Source organism: Variovorax sp. GW823-FHT02B07, from assembly GCF_058797695.1.
Genome location: NZ_JBXAJX010000005.1, coordinates 142,212 through 161,058 on the forward strand (window position 1 = coordinate 142,212; position 18,847 = coordinate 161,058).

The window sequence follows — 18,847 nt, forward strand, 5'->3', positions numbered from 1 at the left end:
GGTCAGGGGGCCCAGTTTTTCTCGTCGTCCGGGTCGAACTCGGGCTGCGCGGCAGTCGGCTCGGCTTCGCGTGCGCGTTCGGCATAGCGGTTGAAGCGCCAGGCCGAGTCTTCCATGGTGATGCGGCGCCAGGTGACGCGCTTCTCGACCGGCGTCATGGCCGGCCAGTACTGCACCTCGTCGAAGGTGCGTCCGCAGCCCTTGCACTCGTCGTCGCCCTGGCTGGTCGAGCAGATCGCGATGCAGGGCGTGTCGGGCGTGCTGTGGTACCAGTCGAGCCAGGCAGCCCAGGCCTTGGCGGGAAAGCCGACCTCGTCGACCTCGTCTTCGTGGTGGAAGACCATGAGCGCGTAGACCTCGGCCAGCGCGCGCAGCTCGGGTGCCAGCGTGATGCCGTCGGGCGAGGGAGACTTCTCGCGCCAGTGGTTGATGGCGGCCTCGATGTCGGTGATGTGGATGGCGGCCATGGAGAGTGAAAAAACAGCGAGCGGCGATCATAGTCCCGCAATGTCCCGCCACCTCTTAGGGCCATAGGCGCTCCCAAAAATGGAGCATCAAATGCCCACTGCATGCGCCCCTCCGGACCTTTGCCCTTAAATGTAAAGAAAACTTTTGGTTGCCTCGGCGCGGTCTTCAATGCTCTAATCCCGCCCACGAAGGGGAGTAGCTCCCGATCGCTGTCCCCGGGCAGCGTGAATCGTCAGGTCGTCAATACGAAGCACAACACTTCCGGCCTGTCGGGCGACACACGCGCGGACGCAGGTCGGCGCGCTTGCTGTTGTCGAGCGAGACCTTCGATTTGAACCTGCGCAGGTTTGGTCGAAGCGTTCGCAAGTCCCCGGTGTCACCCGGCCTTCGCTCCCCCGCTTTCGACCGCACCCGCGCAGGGTGAATCGAAACGCATCGGCATGCCGCTGCCCGTCGTGGTCCCCATCAGGGAGCTGCGGGCGTGGCGCCAAGACAAAGAGGAATCTATGGAACAGTTCATGGCCCCGGAATTCTGGGTCGCGGTCGGTCAGATCATCATGATCGACATTCTTTTGGGCGGCGACAACGCCGTCGTCATCGCGCTGGCCTGCCGCAAGCTGCCGCCCGCGCAACGCACCCAGGGCATCCTGTGGGGTACCGCCGGCGCCATCGTGCTGCGCGTGATCCTGATCTTCTTCGCGCTCACGCTGCTCGCGATTCCGTTCCTGAAGCTGGTGGGCGCGATCCTGCTGCTGTGGATCGGCGTGAAACTGCTGGCCCCCGACCATGACGACGCGCACGGCAACATCGCCGGCAGCGACCGCCTCTGGGGCGCCGTGAAGACCGTGATCGTGGCCGACCTGGTCATGAGCGTGGACAACGTGATCGCCATCGCCGGTGCCGCACAAGGCGCGGGCGACGGCCACCAGATGCCGCTGGTGATCTTCGGCCTGCTCGTGAGCATCCCGATCATCGTCTGGGGCAGCCAACTGGTCATCAAGCTGATGGACCGCTTCCCGATGATCATCACGCTGGGCGGCATGCTGCTGGGCTGGATCGCCGGCACGATGGCCGTGTCCGACCCGGCCCTGGCGAACCCCGCCAACTGGACCTGGGTGCCGAAGGTGCCGCAGACCGACACCATCAAGTACGCCGCCGGCATCATCGGTGCGCTGCTGGTGCTGGCGATCGGCAAATGGGTGGCTTCGCGCAAGCCGGCCCCCGCCACCCCGGCCCACTGAGCGTTCGTTGAACGATAAACGCCCCGCACTGAAACTTCTTGCATCAATCCGGTCTCTGTCACTCTAACTATCAAAGGAGAGCACTCATGGAAAAGATCATTCTTTACGTCGACGACGCCGTCTATGCCAGCGAGCAGTTCGCCGAACTGGCGCCGGATGCCGACAACGTCGTGGCGCGCCATTGGGTGCTCGTGGCCTGCGCGCCGCGCATGACACACCGGATCAGCAAGTGGGTGAGCCACAGCGCGCGCGAGAACTGGCGCGCCAAGTGGTTCAGCAAGGTGCAGGCGCAGATGCTGCCGCTGCTCGAACGCAACGGCGGCCAGGTGACGGCGGTCCTGGCCAAGGGCCCACTGACCGACCTGACGCAGCAACTCAAGCGCGAGCACGCGGCCACCCACGTGGTCGATGCGCGCCGCCCGAAGATCGGCGTCGACCTGGAACCGGTCACGCCCGACCAGACCCCGGCCAAGCAATCGGGCTGGGCCTTTCCCGGCGCCGTGATGGGCATGGGCGCGCTGCTGGTGCTGGCCAACGAGCTGGCCGAGTAAGCCTGATCAGGGCCGCACGCCCTCCCGAACCGACACAAGCCCCGCTGCGGCAACGCAGCGGGGCTTGTTCTTTTGTGCGGGCCCGTGGGGTATCCTGCGGCGCATGCGCATCCTCCTCAAATGGCTGCTCAGCGCCGTCGCGCTGCTCGCGGTCGCCTACCTCTACAGCGGCGTCCAGGTCCAGAGTTTCGGTTCGGCGCTGCTCGCGGCGGCCGTGATCGGCCTGCTCAACATGGTCGTGCGGCCCGTGCTGGTGATCCTGACGCTGCCGGTCACCATCGTCACGCTCGGGCTGTTCCTGTTCGTGATCAACGCCCTGCTGTTCTGGGCCGCCTCGGGCCTGCTCGGCGGCTTCCATGTGAACGGCTTCCTCGCCGCGCTGCTGGGCTCGCTGATCTACTCGCTGCTCGGGCTGCTCATCGAAAGCGCACTGGGCGGGCTGCTGTCCTCCCGGCGCTGAACGCCGCCCCTCGACGCGTCACTACTTCAGCGGCGGCTCCTCGGCCTGCTGCTTGACCAGCACGTCGACGGCGCGTGCGCGCGTGTCGATGATCGATGCCTCGTAGTGGTCGATGGGCGCACCCGACTTGCGGACCAGCTCCTGCGCCGCCTTGAAGCGGTCGCGCGCCGCCGGGTAGTCGAGGATCGCCACGTTGGCCTCGGCATCGGCGCGAATGGCGCGCAGCGTGTCGTTCTGCGCCCCGTACAGATTGGCCAGCGTGCGCCAGGCCGTGGCGTCCCGCGGATGAACGGCCACCCAGTCGCGCAGCACGGGCACCATCGGCGCGGGCTGGCGCTGGGCGATCGCGGCTTCGGCTGCGAGGATCATCTCGGGCCGCTCCTTCGACTTGGCGTCGAGCAATGCCGCCGCACGAGAAGCGCCACCGGCCGCGAGTTCGATCTCGGCCTGCAGCCAGCGCGCCTGCTTGCTTGCGGCCGCATCGTCGGCCGTGCGGGCCACGAGCCGCTCGGCCAATGCGCGCGCCGCCTTGAAATCGCGCAGCTCCTTGGCCGCCATCGCCGCCGCGTAGAGCGTGCCCGCCTGCTGGGCCGGAGAACTGCCCGCGAACTCGCCGCTCGACGCGGCATTGACCCACAGCCGCAGCACGTCGACGCCCGGGCGCGTCAGCACGCGAGCGCGCGAGGCGACCATGGCGTGGTCCATGACCAGCGGCACCATCGGCGGTGCCGCTTCGGCACGGAACTGGAACCGGCCCTGCATGTCCGAGATGCGCTCGGTCGTCAGCGGGTGGCTGCGCAAGTACGGGTACGAGCCGTTGTCGTTCAGGCGCGAGGCGTACTGCAGCTTCTCGAACATCGCCGCGGCGCCCTGCGGCGCAAAGCCCGCCTGCGTCATCACGCCGAAACCGATGCGGTCGGCCTCGCGCTCCATGTCGCGCGAGAAGCTCAGCTGGTTCTGCATGAACAGCGCCTGGCTGCCCATGATCACGGCCTGGCCGGCGTCGGAGTTGCGGCTCTTGCTGGCCGCGATCATCCCGAGGATCAGGCCGGCGATCATCAAGGGCATCTGCTTGCCCTGCTTGCTCATGATGCGCGAGATGTGGCGCTGCGTGACGTGCGACAGCTCGTGCCCGAGCACCGTCGCCAGCTCGTCGCGGCTGCCGACCGCGGCCAGCAGCCCCAGGTTCAGCCCGAGGTAGCCGCCCGGCAGCGCGAAGGCGTTGATGTTGCGGTCGCGCCCCAGCAGGATGGTCCAGGCGAAACGCTCGTCGAGCTCGGGCGTGAGCTCGCCGCGCGAGCGCGCAGCGGCCAGCAGCCGCTGCCAGATGTCCTGCACGTAGGCGGCGATCACCGGGTCGTCGATGTAGTCGGTGTCGCGGTACAGCTCGCGCACGATCTGGTCGCCCAGCCGGCGCTCGGCGCTGGCCGTCATCTCGCCGCCGTCACCGAGGCCCGGCAGGATCTGCTGCACCTGCGCCAGCGCGGGGGCCGGCAGCAGCACCTGGGAAGCTATCAAAAAGGTAGCGCACACCGCATGCCGGAGGGGCGTCGGGCGGGTTTTCTTGTGGGGAGAGGGAGTCAAGCGCGGCATTCCTCGTCTGTGGCTCGGGCTCGTATGATGCATCTTCAAAACGAACGTTCACCGATGAGCACCCTCACCCATTTTGACGCCCAGGGCCAGGCCCACATGGTCGACGTGGCGGCCAAGCCCGCGACCCACCGCGTGGCCGTGGCCACCGGCCGCATCGAGATGCAGCCCGCGACGCTGGCGCTGATCGAATCGGGCACCGCCAAGAAGGGCGACGTGCTGGGCATCGCGCGCATCGCCGGCATCCAGGCGGCCAAGAAGACCAGCGACCTGATCCCGTTGTGCCACCCGCTGGCGCTGACCCGCGTGGCCGTGGCCTTCGCGCTCGCCGAGGGCGGCCAGGCGCCGCAGGTGGCCTGCACCGCGACCGTCGAGACCGTCGGCCCGACCGGCGTGGAAATGGAAGCCCTGACCGCCGTGCAGGTCGCGCTGCTCACCATCTACGACATGTGCAAGGCCGTGGACCGCGGGATGCGGATCACCGACGTGCATGTGCTGGAGAAGCACGGCGGGAAGTCGGGCAGCTACGTCGCGACGGCGGGCTGAAATCCAGCGGCTATAGCTCGGGTGCGTCGTCCGGGCGGTTGTCCAGCCAGCGGGCGAACGCGGCTGGAAACGCTACACGGAAGCGCTCGGCCAGCGCGTGCGCTTCTGCATCGCGCCCCAGCAGCTCGGCGCTTTCGATCAGCTTCACGATGACACGCGGCTCGGGCGAAAAGTGCAGCACGCGCCCGGCCAGTTCGTGCATGTGCGCGGCATTCGCCGGTGTGACCGTCGTCAGCGTCACCTCGGCGAAGTCCACCTGGCGTGAGAACAGCCACGAGCCCTGGAGCTTGGCGAGCGTGTCGTCGCGGTAGGCCGGCATGCGGGCGTCGCGCGGCAGGTAGATCTGGCTGATGCGGGTGTAGTCCCAGGCGGCGTAGCCAATGACGACGACCCAGGCCGCGGCGGCTGCGAACGCGGCGAGCTTTCTGCCGCGCGCTTCCGGGCGCTTGGACGATGCCGGCCACAGGATGCCGAGGCACAGGCCGAACACCAGCTGGAACGGGCCATACCAGAGCGGGTACTCGAGCAGGCTGTGCAACAGGATGACGCCGAGCAGGCCCCACGCCATCAGCCGCAAGGGATCGCGCTCGCGCCACGGCTTTGCCGCCCCCACCATCCAGAGAAATCCGCCGCAGATGAGCAGCGCCACCGGAATGCCCAGCTCGACCGCGAGGTGCAGCGGCAGGTTGTGGGCGTTGTCGAGGATCACGGGGAAACGCGGGCCGCTGTACAGCGTGGCGAAGTGCGCGAAGCTGAGTTCGCCCCAGCCCCAGCCGGTGAGGGGGCGCTGGGCGATGAGGGACAGGACGTTCTGCCAGAGGACGACACGGCTGTCGGTGGTGACGATGGCGGGTTGGAGGCGGTGGAGCATGCCGGTGCCGGCGGTTGCTGCATGGCCGACATCGCCTCCGCTGGCCAGGTACGGCATCAGCCAGTGCAGGGCGGCGTACAACGGGATGGCGGCGAGCAGGAGCGGGGGGGCTGGCAGGCGAAAGTCCGCCGGGCCGGAGTGCCGCGGCGCCCGGCGACGCTCCCGCCACGCCATGGCAGCGGTACCGATGGCGATCAGCAGCAACTGCAGGAAGCCGGTGCGTGATCCCGAGGCCACAAGGGCCGCTACCAGAAGCCCGCCGGCGGGAACGAACAGCCGGCGGATGCGCGGTGACCGCGATGTGGCGTGCCACCACAGCGCCGCGACCAGCGTCAGACTGATCAACGTGGCGAACTGGTTGGGCTGGCGGAGGTTGCCCCAGCCGCGGCCGGAAGTGGGCGACGAGGTCAACGCACCAAGGAACTCAGTGACACCGTAGTACTGGAGCAGGCCCAGGAGGGCGCTGAGCAGACCGGCGGCGAGCAGCCCGACGGCCAACGCGTGACCCAGCGGCCCGCGCTGCTGCGCCACTCCTGCGCCGAGACAAGCTGCTGTGGCAATCCCCGCCAAAGCGCCCAAGGTCGGTAGCAAGAGCGTGGCTCCGGTACCCACGGCTGCGGACAACACGACGAAAAACGCCATCACCGCCAGCCCGGCGCGCAGTCTCCTCGAGGGAAAGGCGGACGGCGCCATCGCAAGCAGCCCCGCAACACAGCCCCATGACATCAGTTGCTGCCAGACATTGATCGAAGGGCCGCCCACCAGCGGGGAAAGAAACGGCCAGGCCACGAGGCCGGCACAGACGAATTCAGCAAGCCGTAAAGGCGTGTGCAGAGGAGGCGCCGGCAAGGACGCGTCAAGGCGATTCATCGACCCATCATGCCAACCCGCCATCGCCGATGAGTGGCAGCGCGCGGCGGATGAGTGGATTTGCATTTAGAAACAGTTATCGACACTCTATAACAATCCTAAATCACCATTGCCTGTCGCTCGGCCACCGCAGCGGCAGCCGAGAGGCCTGTTCGATGACCAGACAACAATTCGCCGTGAAAGTAGCAGCCGTGCGGCGCCGCAGTTTGCAGGGTTTCACGCTCATCGAGGTCATGATCGTCGTGGCCGTCATCGGCATCCTGGCTGCCATCGCGCTCCCGAGCTACAACGACTACGTTCGACGCGGGCAACTGCCTGAGGCGTTCAATACGCTTTCCGCCTATCGGGCGACGATGGAGCAGTACTACCAGGACAACCGGAACTACGGGCCCTCGGGAACCAATTGCGCCGCCAACGCGGCGGCCGCCTTTACGCCTTCCGGTGCCAAGTACTTCGGCTACACCTGCTCGACGTCCGCCAGCCAGCAGAACTATGTCATCACTGCCACAGGCAGCGCGGGACGGGCGGTCGGCCATACGTACACCATCAACCAGAACGGCGACCGAGTCACCACCCAATTCAAGGGCAGCACCGTGACGCAACCGTGCTGGCTTACCAGCGCCAATGCCTGCTGATCGAACCATGCCGATCACCGTGCGTCAACGCGGCTTCACACTGGTCGAATTGGTCGTCACCATCGCGGTGCTGGCGCTGATCCTCTTCGCTGCGATGCCGAGCATCGGCTCATGGCTGGAGAACACCCGCATCCGCAACGTTGCCGATTCGCTGCAAAACGGGCTCCAACTGGCGCGCGGCGAAGCTGTGCGGCGCAATCAGAGCGTGTCGCTGTGGTTGGTGTCGCTCAACGACCCTGCCGTACTGAGCGATGACTGTTCTCTCTCGGGCGCCAGCGGCGCCTGGATTGTGAGCGTGAACTCGCCGGTCGGACATTGCGCAGATGCGCCGTCCACGAACAGCTCCCCCATGATCGTCACAGGACGCGCATCCGGGGACAGTGGGGGACGAGTCTCAGTGGCGGCCGTGCAATCCGCTGACGGCTCGACCGAGGGCACGCGCGTCACATTCAACGGATTCGGACGCGTTGCCAACACCGACGCCATTGGCCAGATTGACGTGACCGGGACCACCACTGGCGCCCGAGCGTTGCGCATCGTTGTCTCGCCCTCCGGCTCGGTGCGCATGTGCGAGCCGGCCATCGTCGACAGCGCGGCAAAGGATCCCCGTAAATGCTGAATCGAATGAATCGCGTGCGTGCGACCGACCGGCTTCGCCCGATGCGGTGCACGTCCCGCCAAGCACGGCACGCTCGAGGCATCGCCTTGATCGAAGTGCTCGTGGCATTGCTGATCTTCATGCTCGGCGTGCTCGGCTTGGTAGGCCTGCAGGCATCGATGACACGCGCCCAAACCGCTTCCAAGGTGCGCGCCGATGCCGCTTACCTGGCCAGCGAACTGAACGGACGCATGTGGTCCGATCTTGCCAATCTCGCGAGCTATGACGGCGCCGGCTGCGCCTCCCAAGCTCGATGCAGCGAATGGCAGAGCAAAGTCGGCAGCAGCCTGCCTGGTGGGACCGGTGCAGTCACGGTCAATGCGACCTCTGGCGATGTCGCCGTCACCATCAGCTGGACGATGCCGGGTGGTGAAACACATCAGTACGTCACCCACACCACCGTCGCCAAGGCTGCGAACTGAGATGCGCACCATTCACCAATCCCCCGTCGCCAAGTGTCCTTCCCAGCGCGGTTTCACGCTGGTCGAGCTCATGGTCGGCCTCGTCCTGGGACTTCTCACAGTGCTGGTCATCAGCCAGGTGCTCGCGCTGGCCGAAGGCAAGAAGCGCTCCATCACGATGGGCAGCGATGCGCAGGTCAACGGCGCGTTGTCGCTGTTCACCCTCCAACGCGACGTGCAGATGGCTGGCTACGGTGCGGCCGCCAGCCCGGATGCCCTCGGCTGTTCAGTGACGGGGAAGTACGACGCCGGCGGCGCGTCGTTCGTTTTTCCGCTGGCACCCGTGGTCATCACCAACGGCACCAGCACCGACACCGACGCGCCGGACACGATCACCGTCTTGCAGGGTCAGACCACCAACTTTTCCGTACCCATGGTCCTCAAGGAAGAGCACCCGCAGTCCAGCAACTATTTCGAAGTGGCGTCCTCATTGGGAGCCTCGGTCGGCAACATGATGATTGCCGTGCCGAAACTCCAAGGTTCCGGCGTGGGGTGCACGCTCTTCACCGTGACCAACGACACCACATCCCCCGCCACAACCCTGGGGCCCACGCGCGTGCCCCACGCCACCACCGCTGCGAGCAAGTGGAATCAGAACAGCATATTTCCGGCAAGCGGATACATGTCAGGCAGCTATCTGCTGAACATGGGTTCGATGGTCTATCGCAGTTACTCGATCAGCAGCGCCCACAGCCTCCAGATGGTCGAACGCTCTCCGGTGAATGGAGCACTGACCGACCCGCCGTTGGAGCTCTATCCGCAGATCGTCAACCTCCAGGCCCTGTACGGCAAGGACACCAATGGCGACGGCGTCGTCGACACCTACGACAACGTGACGCCGACCACCAACGTGGGCTGGCTCCAGGTGCTCGCGATCCGTATCGCGGTAGTGGCGCGCAGCAATCAGTACGAGAAAGAAATCGTTACAGCGAGTGCCCCCCAATGGGACGTCGGCGCCAACGCCACCATCGCCGGCACCACAAGCTGCCACGGCACCAGCAAGTGCATTGCACTGCGAGTGAGCCAGGTCGCCGAATGGCAACACTATCGCTTCAAGGTCTACGACACGATCGTGCCGCTGCGCAACGTCCTCTGGAACTCCTGAGTCATCGCCATGCAAATCAGGCCTTTGAATCTTTCCCCACGACGACGCGCACAGCGCGGCGTCTCACTGCTTTTTGCCCTGCTGACGCTGGTTGCGCTTTTGCTTGCAACGTTGGCACTGGTGCGTTCGGTGGATACCAGCACGCTGCTTCTGGGCAACATGGGCTTCAAGCAGGATGCCACCTCTGCAGCAGACCAGGCTGCACGCCAGGCCATTGATTGGCTGACCGCCAACAGCGCCAGCCTGAACACCGATGCGGCATCGAGCGGCTACTACGCAAGCACGCAGGAGCTTGCTGCCGATGGGGTCACTGCAAAACCGCCCATTGATGTCACTGGCCGGCAACTCGCGACAAGCAACAACCGCCAACTGATCGACTGGGACGGCAACACCTGCCAGTCCGCCACGACGGGCACCTACAACGGCTGCACCGTCACCACGGCGGATGCTGGTGTCATCAACAGCAACAACGCCCGATTCGTCATCTTCAGACTGTGCTCCAAACCGGGCAACTACGTCACCGACGCGAGTATCAGTTGCGCCAAACCGATTTCAGGTGGCGGCGCCAACGTGAGCAAGAAGGGCGAGATGAACTACGCCGAACAGCCATTTCCCGGTGGTGCATCCGGCCCGTACTACCGCATCGTGGTCCGCGTGCTGGGTGCGCGCAACACCGCCAGCTTCACCGAAACCATTGTGCATTTCTGATGAGGAAGCGCCTCCTCCGGCGCGAGACACAAAGAACTCAACATCATGACAAATAGATCCAATCCTGCCCTCGACCGCAAGTACAAAAGGCAGGCCATCTGTTGTGCGGTGATGGTCTGCGCGTTGCTGCTGGGGTCGTTCGCTCCCGTGATCGAAGCGGCACCCACCGACCTCTCGAACCAGCCGCTGGCAACACTCCCTGCGGTTCAAGCCAAGCCGAATCTGTTGTTCGTTCTCGATGACTCGGGAAGCATGGACAGCGACTACATGCCAGACGAAATGTCCAACGGCAGTGGCAACGGCAGGTATGGATACCGCTCCGCGCAGTGCAATGGCGTGGCCTACGATCCGTTGATGACCTATGCGCCACCGCTCAACGCTGATGGGACGTCCTACCCCAATGCAGTTTTTACAGCGGCACGTGTCGATGGTTATGACACGTCGAGTGGCACCACAAACCTCAACAACCGGTACTACTACACCTACAGCGGCACGCAGCCCAAAATGGGCTGGATATACACCAGCAGTGGCGCCGTCCGGAACACCTTCTACAACGAGTGCCGAACCTCGACTGACTCGTCGAGCGGCGTTTTTACCCTCGTCACGGTCACCAGCGCCTCCAACGACGCTCAAAACTACGCCAACTGGTACTCGTACTACCGCAAGCGCTACCTGTTAATGCGCACCGCCATGGGGCGGGCGATCTCGGTGCTCGACTCGAGCTATCGCGTTGGCTTCAGCACGATCAGCGACGGAACTGCAGTAGATGGCAGCAATTACTTTCGGGACGTCAAGGATTTCGATAGCGACCAGAAGGCCAACTTCTACAGCAGCCTCTACAACGCCTCGCCGAATGGCTGGACCCCCTTGCGCGCAGCCTTGTCCAAGGCCGGACGTTACTTCGCCAATAAGGCCCCAGATCAAAGCTACGATCCAGTCCAGTACTCCTGCCAACGCAACTACGCGCTGCTTTCTACGGACGGCTACTGGAACAAGGCCAAGGGCTTGAAGCTCAACGGGACCAGCGAAATTGGGCAGCAAGACGGTAGCGAAGCTCGCCCGATGCGGGACGACACACGGTTGATCGTTACCACGGTAACACCCTACACCGTGGCGCTGACTCAGAACGCGCTGTCCACCCAGACGCAAGCCAGGGACTGGACGCGCACCTCCGTCACGGTTTCTTCAACGCCCAAGGCCAACAATCCGAACAGGGGGAAATACCTCGTCACTACGCGCACAAATCAGCGCTACACCGAGACGCAAACCCGGACCCGTACAACGCCGCAATCTGCAACCGAGTCTTACACCGAGACGGTCGTGACAACCGATGGTGTCGAGACATCCAGAAGCACCAGCCCGCGCACCACCTCCACCTGGATCAACACCGCGACGCCAACCGAGACGTTCACCGGCAATGGTCCTCCCACTGTTGACAGCAGTTTCACAAGTGGGACATCGACCTCGACCTACCAGACCGCAAAGGGAGATGACCAGACGACCTATTCGAATCCGGCCCCTGGAGGCTGGAGTGCATGGTCTACACCAGCAGTCACATCCAATTCGCCCCCGGTTCGCCAGCCGGCCGTTGCAGGCACACCCACTCAAACGCCGTCCACATCTGGCGGCACCGGCAACACACTGGCTGACGTTGCCCAATACTACTTTGCAACAGACCTGCGCACGAGTGCGCTCGGCAATTGCACCTCAAGCAGTTCCGGCAGCAACCAGGATGTTTGTAGCAACATCGTGCGACCGGTTGGTAACGACAGGGCTGCATGGCAGCACATGAACTCGTTCACGATCGGCCTCGGCGTGAGCGGCACGCTGCCTTACGACAAGAACTACCTGACCCAGACCACCGGCACCTACGCCGACCTGACCAGCGGCGCCTTGACCTGGCCTGTGCCGGAGGGCGCGGATCTGAACAACGGCGAGGGTGGCAACGCCACCAACGTCGACGACCTGTGGCACGCAGCCGTCAATGGCCGCGGCCAGTACTACTCGGCACTCGATGCCAGTGCACTGAGCGAAGCCATCAACGGCGTCGTCACCTCGGTGCAGCAGGTTGCCGGCTCGGGCGCCACCGCCTCGACCAGTTCACTCCAACTGGTGGCCGGCGACAACAACCTGGTCTTCCGGGCCAGCTACACCACGCAATTGTGGACCGGTGATCTTCAGGCCTTCTCAATCAACGGCTCGACAGGCGTCATTGCGAATACCGCCACCTGGTCTGCCCAAGCAAAACTCGACGCGACCACTCCTTCGTCCCGCAGGATCTATTTCAGCGATGGCTCGGCCCTGCGAAGCTTCGAGTATGGAAATCTGAGCGCCACGCAAAAAGGCTACTTCGACAACCTCTGCAGCCAGACTCTCATTGCAGCGCAGTGCCCGCAGCTGTCGGCCAGCAACAAGACCGTGGCCAACAACGGCACCAACCTGGTCAACTACCTGCGCGGCGTACGGACCCACGAATCGGCCAGCGTCGACGCGTCCAACACCAACATCCCCGCGCTCTATCGCAAACGCGATCATGTGCTGGGTGACATCATCAACGGCGCCCCAGTCCATGTCGGGAAGCCGCCGTTCCGGTACGCTGACGCGGGCTACGCTGATTTCGTCGCTGCGAAGGCAGCGCGTGCGCCCGTGGTGTATGTGGGGTCGAACGACGGCATGTTGCATGCTTTCTCGGCTGCCACCAACGACACGGGCGGCACCGAGCTCTGGGCCTATGTACCGAGCGCAGTCATGCCCAACCTCTACAAGATGGCCGACACGAGCTACGGGTCGAAGCATCAATACTCCGTGGACGGCGCGCCGGTCATGGGCGACATCAAGGTCGGAACCACCTGGAAAACCATCGTCGTTGGCGGTCTCAACAGTGGTGGACGCGGCTATTACGCACTCGACATCACCGACCCCAACGATCCCAAGGCCCTTTGGGAATTCACCGACGCCAACCTGGGCCTCAGCTTCGGCAACCCGGTGATTGCCAAACGCAGCGACGGCACCTGGATCGTTGCCTTCGCCTCTGGCTACAACAACGCCGATGGCAAAGGTCACCTCTACGTGTTGAATGCCAATACCGGCGCCCTGCTGCTGGACATCGCTACCAGCGACGGCAGCAGCACGGATCCGAGCGGCCTGGCAAAGATCAACGCCTGGATCGAAAGCACCAGCGACAACACGGCCAAGCGCTTCTATGGCGGCGATCTGCAAGGCAACCTCTGGCGTTTCGATATTGACGCGCTCCTGCCGCCCAACCGGGCAGCGATGCGACTCGCCAAGTTCCAGGTCGATGCCTCGACGCCGCAACCCATCACCACCAAACCGGAAACCGTCGAGATCTCCGGCCGCCCGGTGGTCGTGGTTGCGACAGGTCGATACCTCGGCGCAACCGACATCACGGATTCGACGCAGCAAAGCATCTATGCGGTGAGAGACACACTTACTGCCACCGGATGGAGCGACGTGCGCGCCGATACTGCGAACTTCGTCAGGCAGACATTTACCTTGAACGGCCCTGTGGCAACGGCCACTGCGGCTTCGGTATCCAATACGGCGGTCAACTGGTCGACCAAGGGAGGATGGTGGATCGATCTGCCGCATTCACGTGAACGCGTGAACACCAACCTGGGCCTGCAATACAGCACCCTGTCGATTGCCACCGCCATCCCGAACGGCGATGCCTGCGCATCGGGCGGCACGGCTTGGCGCTACTACCTCAACGTGGCCAATGGCGGTGTAGTCACCACCAACCCGGCCGGAGGACTCTGGAGCACCGACGGATTGATCATGGGCATGACATGGGTGCAGGACAGCAATGGCAATGCCCGCATCATTTATCAGAAGAGCAATGGCGACAACGTGATCGAGACGCCACCGGTGGCAACGTCCTCCGGCTCCGGCAGCGTGCATCGGACCTCCTGGCGCGAGCTGGTGGACTGATCTGCGATGAAAGCGGTCCTGGCTTGGCACGCGTCGGGCCAGGAAAAGATGCGATACATAGTTTGCGCGAGCGCAGTGCTCTCTTTGGCGCTTCACGCCACTGTGCTTTCGATGTGCACCTCATCCGTCGCCCCGAAGCACGCGGCGAACACTGCAGTTGGAAGTGCTGCCGCTTCCATGCGCGTGCGAGCGGTCCGCACCCATGCTTCCCTTTCGCCGCTTTTGGCCGTCCATGCCCCCCTGCTGGCGACAGGAGTGCCTCATGCATCTGGGCACGCACCAATCCTCAAGGAAGAGCCGTCGGCGATCACGCCGCCTACGCCTCCCGCGTCAACCACGACCGAGGTTGAGGTCGACAACTACATTCCACGCAGTCAGCTGTCGACGCCACCGATTGCCTTGACGACCATCGTGCTAGAACCTCCGTCCGGCGAACCAGTGGGAGATCGGCTCGTTGGCATTCTTTCGCTCTTCATTGATGAGCAAGGTCACGTTGAGCAGGTCGACGCCGAGGAGCCGATACTTCCTCCAGCTTTCGAGCAAGCCGCACGCGAAGCCTTCATGGCCGCGGAGTTTTCTCCCGGTGAGATCGATGGCCGAGCAGTCAAGTCACGACTGCGAGTGGAGGTGATGTTCAACGACACGTCGCCTTCAATGCGTTGAAGCGCTCTCCTCAGGTTAAATCTTGCCAGCGTGCGACGAAGTGCGTAGCCGCCGTTCAATCCAGGGAGCTCGTCCAGCCGTCCAAGATGGTGTCGATAGAAGCAGGCATCAGGGCCGCGCAGCGCTCTTCGTGAAGAACATCTCGACCATGCAGGACGATAAGGGCCACCTAACTGTTGGAGCCAGTGAGGTTCGAGTAGACGCAAAAAAGCCGCCCGAAGGCGGCTTTTTGTACCCCGGCTAAGGGGTTACAGCTTTGGGCGGAACTTCGCGGCCAGGGTGGTCGCAGCGGAAGTGTCAACGGTCCAGACTGCGCTGCCTGCACCGAACGAACCATTCAAGATGAGAACCTTGCCGGCCAAGTCCGCCGGGACATTCGCCGCTGCAGGCTTGTAGGTGATGGTGATGGTGGCGGTTTGGGGGGTAGCGCCAGCAGCGCTCGTGCCTGCAGCGGCAACGCTTGCGACGACATTGCCAGTGATCGCCGTCGCGACGGGAAGGCCGAGCACGTCATCAGCGGCCGCGGCATTCGTTACTGCGGAGATGTCGCCTCGAGCAGCCGTCTCGGACAGCGCAGTCTTTGCCGCAGTCGCCAAGCTGATGCCCTCGGCCGCCTTTGCGCGAACGGTGTAGTCTTGGTATGCCGGCAGAGCAACTGCAGCCAAGATACCAATGATCGCCACAACGATCATCAATTCGATCAGGGTGAAACCCTTTTGCACATTGCGTGCGATAGAACGACGGTTCATTCGATTAACTCCAGGTTGGTTTGTAAAGCCCGGGAACCAGCCCGGAGCGGGATCACTTCCGCAGCATCCGTGCCACCTGGCTTCCCCACCCTGCAGCCCTCGATCGGGCCGCCTTTGGTCACAAGATGGTTACATGATGTGACACAACTCGCACTCAGATGCCAATTGTGTCGACAAATTTGTCATGCCCGACCAGTCCCTGTCAGAAGGTCAGCACCCCATCCGCCTTGAGCCAGCGGATGTCCCGCTGCGCCAACCCTGCCACCTCCCGCCCCGCCAGCATCTCGATCTGGCTCATGATTTCTTCGGTCTCCGCCGGCTTGGTGTGGGTGATGTAGATCGGGTACTGCTTGCCCGGATCGATGTGCGCCAGCTCGTGCGCCAGGGCCACTGGCGACAGGTGCAGGCTGCGTTCGGCCAAAGCCTCTTCGCGGGAGCTGAAGGCGGTCTCGATGACCAGCATCGCCACGTCGATCGCGTTGACGCGCTCCCAGAACGGGGGATTGCGTTCGGTGTCGCCGCTGAAGACCCAGTGGGCGCCGCCTTCGGCCCTTCGGATGGCGAAGCCGCAGGCCGGCACGGTGTGGACGGCCGGCAGCACCTCGATCAGCTTGGGAGCGTCGCTGCCCAGCTCGAGGCGTTGCCCGACCGTGATCTCGTGGAAGCTCACGAAGGGCGATTCGGGGCTGGGAATGCGTTCGAAATTCGGCCAGATGACGTTGTTGAACACATGCGCCCGCAGCGCGTCGATGGTGGCTGCCAATGCGTGCACGCGCAGCGGCCGAGTGCGGCGGCTGCCGACGGCGTCGAGCATCAGGGGCAGGGCAGCGATGTGATCGAGGTGCGAGTGGGTGAGCACCACGTCGTCGATGGCGGCCATCTCGTCGAGGGTGAGGTCGCCGACGCCCGTGCCGGCGTCCACGAGCAGGTCCGCATCGACCAGGAACGAGGTGGTGCGGCAGTCCTTGGCGATGGCGCCCGAGCAACCCAGCACGCGAACCTGCATTGTGGAAGACCCCTTGTATGCGTCTGTCGTCATTTGGTGTCGAACCGGGTGGCGCCGTCCCAGTCCGGGTCCTGCGGGCGAAGCGCCATCGAGGCTAAACGCTGGGCGTAGAGCTGGTAAAGGACTTTTTTCGCATCCGCGGCGAGCAGGGGAGCCAGCAAGTTCCGGCCCAGCGCCCAATCCTGGCGGCGGTAGGCGGCGAGCACCTGGCTCCAGCGGTCGAGTTGCTGCCGTGTGTCCTGCGCCTCGGCCGCAGCTTCCGGCACGAGCGGGGTGTAGATGGCGACAGCCTGGGCCTTGCCCTTGACGCGCACGCTGTCGAGTTCCTGCCAGACGAAGCCGGGCGCCGCCTCGCGGGTGGCGCCGCTGGCCACGATCTCGACCCCGTAGTGTCCGCTCAGGCCCTCGAGCCGCGACGCGAGATTGACCGCGTCGCCGACCACGGTATAGCTACGCCTTGCGGTCGAGCCCATGTCGCCGACGCTCATGAGGCCGCTGTTCAGGCCGATGCCTGCGCTGATCTCGGGACGGCCGTTGGCGCGGTGCTGGCGGTTGATGTCGTGCACGGCGGCGGCCATGTCGATCGCCGCCTGCACGGCGAGCGCGGCATGGCCGGGCGTGTCTATGGGCGCGCCCCAGAAGGCCATGACGCAGTCGCCCATGTATTTGTCGACGGTGCCGCGGTGCGCACTGATCACCTCGGTGAGCCGGCTGAAGACGGTGTTCAAGAAAGCCTGCAGCTCGGCCGGCGCCATCTGCTCCGACAGCCGGGTGAAGTCGCGCATGTCGCAGAACATCACGGTCATTTCCTTGCTCTCGGCGCGCATGCTGTAGCGGCCGGGGCGCACGAGCATTTCGTCGACCAGCTGCGGCGGCACGTAGGTGCCGAAGAGCCGCACCAGCCCGCGCCGCGCGCGCGATTCGACGAAGTAGCCCCAGCTCATGTTGAGCGCGAAGGCCAGCGCCACCATGACGAGCGCCGACGCCAGCGGGAGCACGAGGCTGTGGCCGACGTAGAGCCAGGTGTTGAGGCCGACCAGCGCGGCGACCACGCCGGCGCCGAGCAGCACGGCGCGCGATGCGGACAGCAGCGACAGCCCGAACGCGAGCAGCAGCCCCACCGTCAGCACGGTCAGCACTTCGTAGCCCGGCGCGTAGTCGGGCACGGCCAGCAGGCGCCGGTCGAGCAGGCCCGAGACGATGTTGGCGTGCACTTCGACGCCCGGGAACGCAGCGCCGACCGGGGTGGCGCGCAGGTCCTGCAGGCCGGGCGCGGTGGCGCCGAGCAGCACGATCTTGTCCTTCAACTCGCCCGGCGCCAGCCGGCCCTCGAGGACGTCGGCAGCGGCCACGTAGCGGAACGACCCTGCGCGCGGCCCGCCGGGGCCGCGGAACGGCACCTGCAGGCTGGCACTCTGGTCGACCGGGATGCGCAGCGACCCCAGCACCAGCGCCTGCAGGCGCGGAAAGTTGCCGTCGCCGGCCACGAGCGCCGGCCGCACGGGCGGCGAGCCGTTCGCCAGCCGGTACACCGCCAGCGCCAGCGACTCGTAGTGCCCGGGCGACGCATGCTCGCCTTCGTAGCGGGCGATGAGCGGCACGCTGCGAATCACGCCGTCGTCGCTGCCGTCACCGACAAGCGTGTTCAGGAACCCCGCGACCGGCGCCGCGCGCCCCAGCACCGGCAGGCTGGCGCCGAAGCCGTTCCAGAGCGTGACGAAGGAAGCATGGGGCGGAAAGGCGTCGGGCGGCAGCACGGGCGTCGCCGGCAGCAGCCCCTTGGCGCTGGGCTGTTCGGTGCGGGTGAAGTAGTAGCCCAGCGCCACGGGCTGGCCGCGCAGGGCTTGGGCCAGTGTGGCGTCGTGGTCGAGGGTGGGCGCGAGCTGGTCGATTTCGGCAGCGAGGCCCGGCACGCCGCTCAATGGCCCGGCCGCGATCTCCTTCAGGCGCCCGAGGCCGGAGCTGCGGTCGGGCTCGAGAAACATCACGTCGAAACCCAGCACGGCCACGTGCTGGCGGGCCAGCAGTTCCGTCGTGAGGCTGGCGATCTTGTCGCGCGGCCAGGGCCACTGGCCCTCGCGCGCCAGGCTGGCGTCGTCGACATCGACGATCACGACCCGCGTGTCGGGCGTGCCCGGCATGGTGGCGCGCAGGCGGGCGTCGTAGATCAGGTGGTCCAGGTGCTCGATCACGCCCAGCCGCCAGGCGCCGGTGGCATGGAGCAGCGCCAGCAGCACCGGCAGCAGCGTGATGGCGATGCGCGGCCAGTGCCGCCGCAATGCGCTCATGGCTGGTCAGCCTTGGACAACAAATGCCT

Annotated in this window: 17 protein-coding genes; 11 read left to right on the forward strand and 6 right to left on the reverse strand. The window is 65.0% G+C overall.

Translation table 11 applies throughout. The annotated features are described in order from the left end of the window. Positions 1-2: 2 nt before the first annotated feature. A complete protein-coding gene (locus tag AC1RGU_RS24205) occupies positions 3-467 on the reverse strand; it encodes a DUF3717 domain-containing protein (RefSeq protein WP_095950450.1) in 465 nt (154 codons plus the stop codon). Positions 468-974: 507 nt separating this feature from the next. On the opposite strand from AC1RGU_RS24205, the gene AC1RGU_RS24210 reads away from it, so the two are divergent. The 3 genes from AC1RGU_RS24210 to AC1RGU_RS24220 all read left to right on the forward strand — a co-directional run bounded on the left by AC1RGU_RS24210 (position 975) and on the right by AC1RGU_RS24220 (position 2,720). Continuing rightward, the gene (locus AC1RGU_RS24210) at positions 975-1,709 is read left to right on the forward strand and encodes a TerC family protein (protein WP_062475282.1); all 735 of its coding nucleotides are present in this window, start codon (positions 975-977) and stop codon (positions 1,707-1,709) included. 86 nt (positions 1,710-1,795) lie between these two features. Continuing rightward, positions 1,796-2,260 carry a hypothetical protein gene (locus AC1RGU_RS24215; RefSeq protein ID WP_070063278.1) on the forward strand — a complete coding sequence of 155 codons (465 nt, stop codon included), beginning with the start codon at positions 1,796-1,798 and terminating at the stop codon, positions 2,258-2,260. Positions 2,261-2,363: 103 nt separating this feature from the next. Continuing rightward, positions 2,364-2,720 (forward strand): phage holin family protein, encoded by a 357-nt coding sequence (locus AC1RGU_RS24220; protein WP_095747298.1) that lies wholly within the window; start codon positions 2,364-2,366, stop codon positions 2,718-2,720. A 21-nt stretch (positions 2,721-2,741) separates the two neighbouring features. Here AC1RGU_RS24220 and AC1RGU_RS24225 read toward each other — a convergent pair whose 3' ends face one another. Continuing rightward, entirely contained in the window at positions 2,742-4,313 is a 1,572-nt protein-coding gene (locus AC1RGU_RS24225; protein ID WP_492698428.1) for a M48 family metalloprotease, read from the reverse strand. 54 nt (positions 4,314-4,367) lie between these two features. Here AC1RGU_RS24225 and moaC point away from each other — a divergent pair, with 54 nt between their 5' ends. Further along, positions 4,368-4,856: a cyclic pyranopterin monophosphate synthase MoaC gene (gene moaC, locus AC1RGU_RS24230; protein ID WP_062475294.1), complete on the forward strand. Its 489-nt coding sequence runs from the start codon at positions 4,368-4,370 to the stop codon at positions 4,854-4,856. A gap of 10 nt (positions 4,857-4,866) precedes the next feature. Here moaC and AC1RGU_RS24235 read toward each other — a convergent pair whose 3' ends face one another. Next, a complete protein-coding gene (locus AC1RGU_RS24235; RefSeq protein ID WP_492698430.1) occupies positions 4,867-6,597 on the reverse strand; it encodes a PglL family O-oligosaccharyltransferase in 1,731 nt (576 codons plus the stop codon). Positions 6,598-6,752: 155 nt separating this feature from the next. On the opposite strand from AC1RGU_RS24235, the gene AC1RGU_RS24240 reads away from it, so the two are divergent. The 7 genes from AC1RGU_RS24240 (at position 6,753) to AC1RGU_RS24270 (ending at position 14,775) form a co-directional block, all read left to right on the forward strand. Continuing rightward, positions 6,753-7,232, forward strand: coding sequence for a type IV pilin protein (locus tag AC1RGU_RS24240; RefSeq protein WP_492698432.1), 480 nt, complete (start codon positions 6,753-6,755; stop codon positions 7,230-7,232). 7 nt (positions 7,233-7,239) lie between these two features. Further along, a complete protein-coding gene (locus AC1RGU_RS24245; RefSeq protein ID WP_062475297.1) occupies positions 7,240-7,851 on the forward strand; it encodes a GspH/FimT family pseudopilin in 612 nt (203 codons plus the stop codon). Between the two features lie 41 nt (positions 7,852-7,892). Next, complete coding sequence (locus AC1RGU_RS24250) at positions 7,893-8,312, forward strand: type IV pilus modification PilV family protein (RefSeq protein ID WP_492698622.1); 420 nt, start codon at positions 7,893-7,895, stop codon at positions 8,310-8,312. Position 8,313: 1 nt separating this feature from the next. Then, the gene (locus AC1RGU_RS24255; protein WP_492698434.1) at positions 8,314-9,456 is read left to right on the forward strand and encodes a PilW family protein; all 1,143 of its coding nucleotides are present in this window, start codon (positions 8,314-8,316) and stop codon (positions 9,454-9,456) included. A 9-nt stretch (positions 9,457-9,465) separates the two neighbouring features. Further along, positions 9,466-10,164: a pilus assembly protein PilX gene (locus AC1RGU_RS24260; protein WP_157627368.1), complete on the forward strand. Its 699-nt coding sequence runs from the start codon at positions 9,466-9,468 to the stop codon at positions 10,162-10,164. A gap of 45 nt (positions 10,165-10,209) precedes the next feature. Continuing rightward, a complete protein-coding gene (locus tag AC1RGU_RS24265) occupies positions 10,210-14,112 on the forward strand; it encodes a pilus assembly protein (protein WP_492698436.1) in 3,903 nt (1,300 codons plus the stop codon). 399 nt (positions 14,113-14,511) lie between these two features. Then, complete coding sequence (locus tag AC1RGU_RS24270) at positions 14,512-14,775, forward strand: energy transducer TonB (RefSeq protein ID WP_492739341.1); 264 nt, start codon at positions 14,512-14,514, stop codon at positions 14,773-14,775. A 248-nt stretch (positions 14,776-15,023) separates the two neighbouring features. On the opposite strand, the gene AC1RGU_RS24275 is transcribed toward AC1RGU_RS24270, so the two are convergent. From AC1RGU_RS24275 to AC1RGU_RS24285, 3 genes are all read right to left on the reverse strand, one after another. Next, on the reverse strand, positions 15,024-15,524 hold the full coding sequence (locus tag AC1RGU_RS24275) for a pilin (RefSeq protein ID WP_492698440.1): 501 nt from the start codon (positions 15,522-15,524) through the stop codon (positions 15,024-15,026). Positions 15,525-15,726: 202 nt separating this feature from the next. Then, entirely contained in the window at positions 15,727-16,530 is an 804-nt protein-coding gene (locus AC1RGU_RS24280) for a 3',5'-cyclic-nucleotide phosphodiesterase (protein ID WP_307695357.1), read from the reverse strand. Between the two features lie 29 nt (positions 16,531-16,559). Continuing rightward, a complete protein-coding gene (locus tag AC1RGU_RS24285) occupies positions 16,560-18,818 on the reverse strand; it encodes a CHASE2 domain-containing protein (RefSeq protein ID WP_492698442.1) in 2,259 nt (752 codons plus the stop codon). Positions 18,819-18,847: the final 29 nt, after the last annotated feature.

What these genes read in the sequence shown, in the direction of transcription:
- AC1RGU_RS24240 (WP_492698432.1), top strand. Translation starts at nt 6,753, where the DNA reads ATGACCAGACAACAATTCGCCGTGAAAGTAGCAGCCGTGCGGCGCCGC.
- AC1RGU_RS24275 (WP_492698440.1), bottom strand. Translation starts at nt 15,524, where the DNA reads ATGAACCGTCGTTCTATCGCACGCAATGTGCAAAAGGGTTTCACCCTG.
- AC1RGU_RS24215 (WP_070063278.1), top strand. Translation starts at nt 1,796, where the DNA reads ATGGAAAAGATCATTCTTTACGTCGACGACGCCGTCTATGCCAGCGAG.
- AC1RGU_RS24205 (WP_095950450.1), bottom strand. Translation starts at nt 467, where the DNA reads ATGGCCGCCATCCACATCACCGACATCGAGGCCGCCATCAACCACTGG.
- AC1RGU_RS24245 (WP_062475297.1), top strand. Translation starts at nt 7,240, where the DNA reads ATGCCGATCACCGTGCGTCAACGCGGCTTCACACTGGTCGAATTGGTC.
- AC1RGU_RS24225 (WP_492698428.1), bottom strand. Translation starts at nt 4,313, where the DNA reads ATGCCGCGCTTGACTCCCTCTCCCCACAAGAAAACCCGCCCGACGCCC.
- AC1RGU_RS24210 (WP_062475282.1), top strand. Translation starts at nt 975, where the DNA reads ATGGAACAGTTCATGGCCCCGGAATTCTGGGTCGCGGTCGGTCAGATC.
- AC1RGU_RS24285 (WP_492698442.1), bottom strand. Translation starts at nt 18,818, where the DNA reads ATGAGCGCATTGCGGCGGCACTGGCCGCGCATCGCCATCACGCTGCTG.
- moaC (WP_062475294.1), top strand. Translation starts at nt 4,368, where the DNA reads ATGAGCACCCTCACCCATTTTGACGCCCAGGGCCAGGCCCACATGGTC.
- AC1RGU_RS24235 (WP_492698430.1), bottom strand. Translation starts at nt 6,597, where the DNA reads ATGAATCGCCTTGACGCGTCCTTGCCGGCGCCTCCTCTGCACACGCCT.
- AC1RGU_RS24280 (WP_307695357.1), bottom strand. Translation starts at nt 16,530, where the DNA reads ATGCAGGTTCGCGTGCTGGGTTGCTCGGGCGCCATCGCCAAGGACTGC.
- AC1RGU_RS24220 (WP_095747298.1), top strand. Translation starts at nt 2,364, where the DNA reads ATGCGCATCCTCCTCAAATGGCTGCTCAGCGCCGTCGCGCTGCTCGCG.
- AC1RGU_RS24250 (WP_492698622.1), top strand. Translation starts at nt 7,893, where the DNA reads ATGCGGTGCACGTCCCGCCAAGCACGGCACGCTCGAGGCATCGCCTTG.
- AC1RGU_RS24265 (WP_492698436.1), top strand. Translation starts at nt 10,210, where the DNA reads ATGACAAATAGATCCAATCCTGCCCTCGACCGCAAGTACAAAAGGCAG.
- AC1RGU_RS24260 (WP_157627368.1), top strand. Translation starts at nt 9,466, where the DNA reads ATGCAAATCAGGCCTTTGAATCTTTCCCCACGACGACGCGCACAGCGC.
- AC1RGU_RS24255 (WP_492698434.1), top strand. Translation starts at nt 8,314, where the DNA reads ATGCGCACCATTCACCAATCCCCCGTCGCCAAGTGTCCTTCCCAGCGC.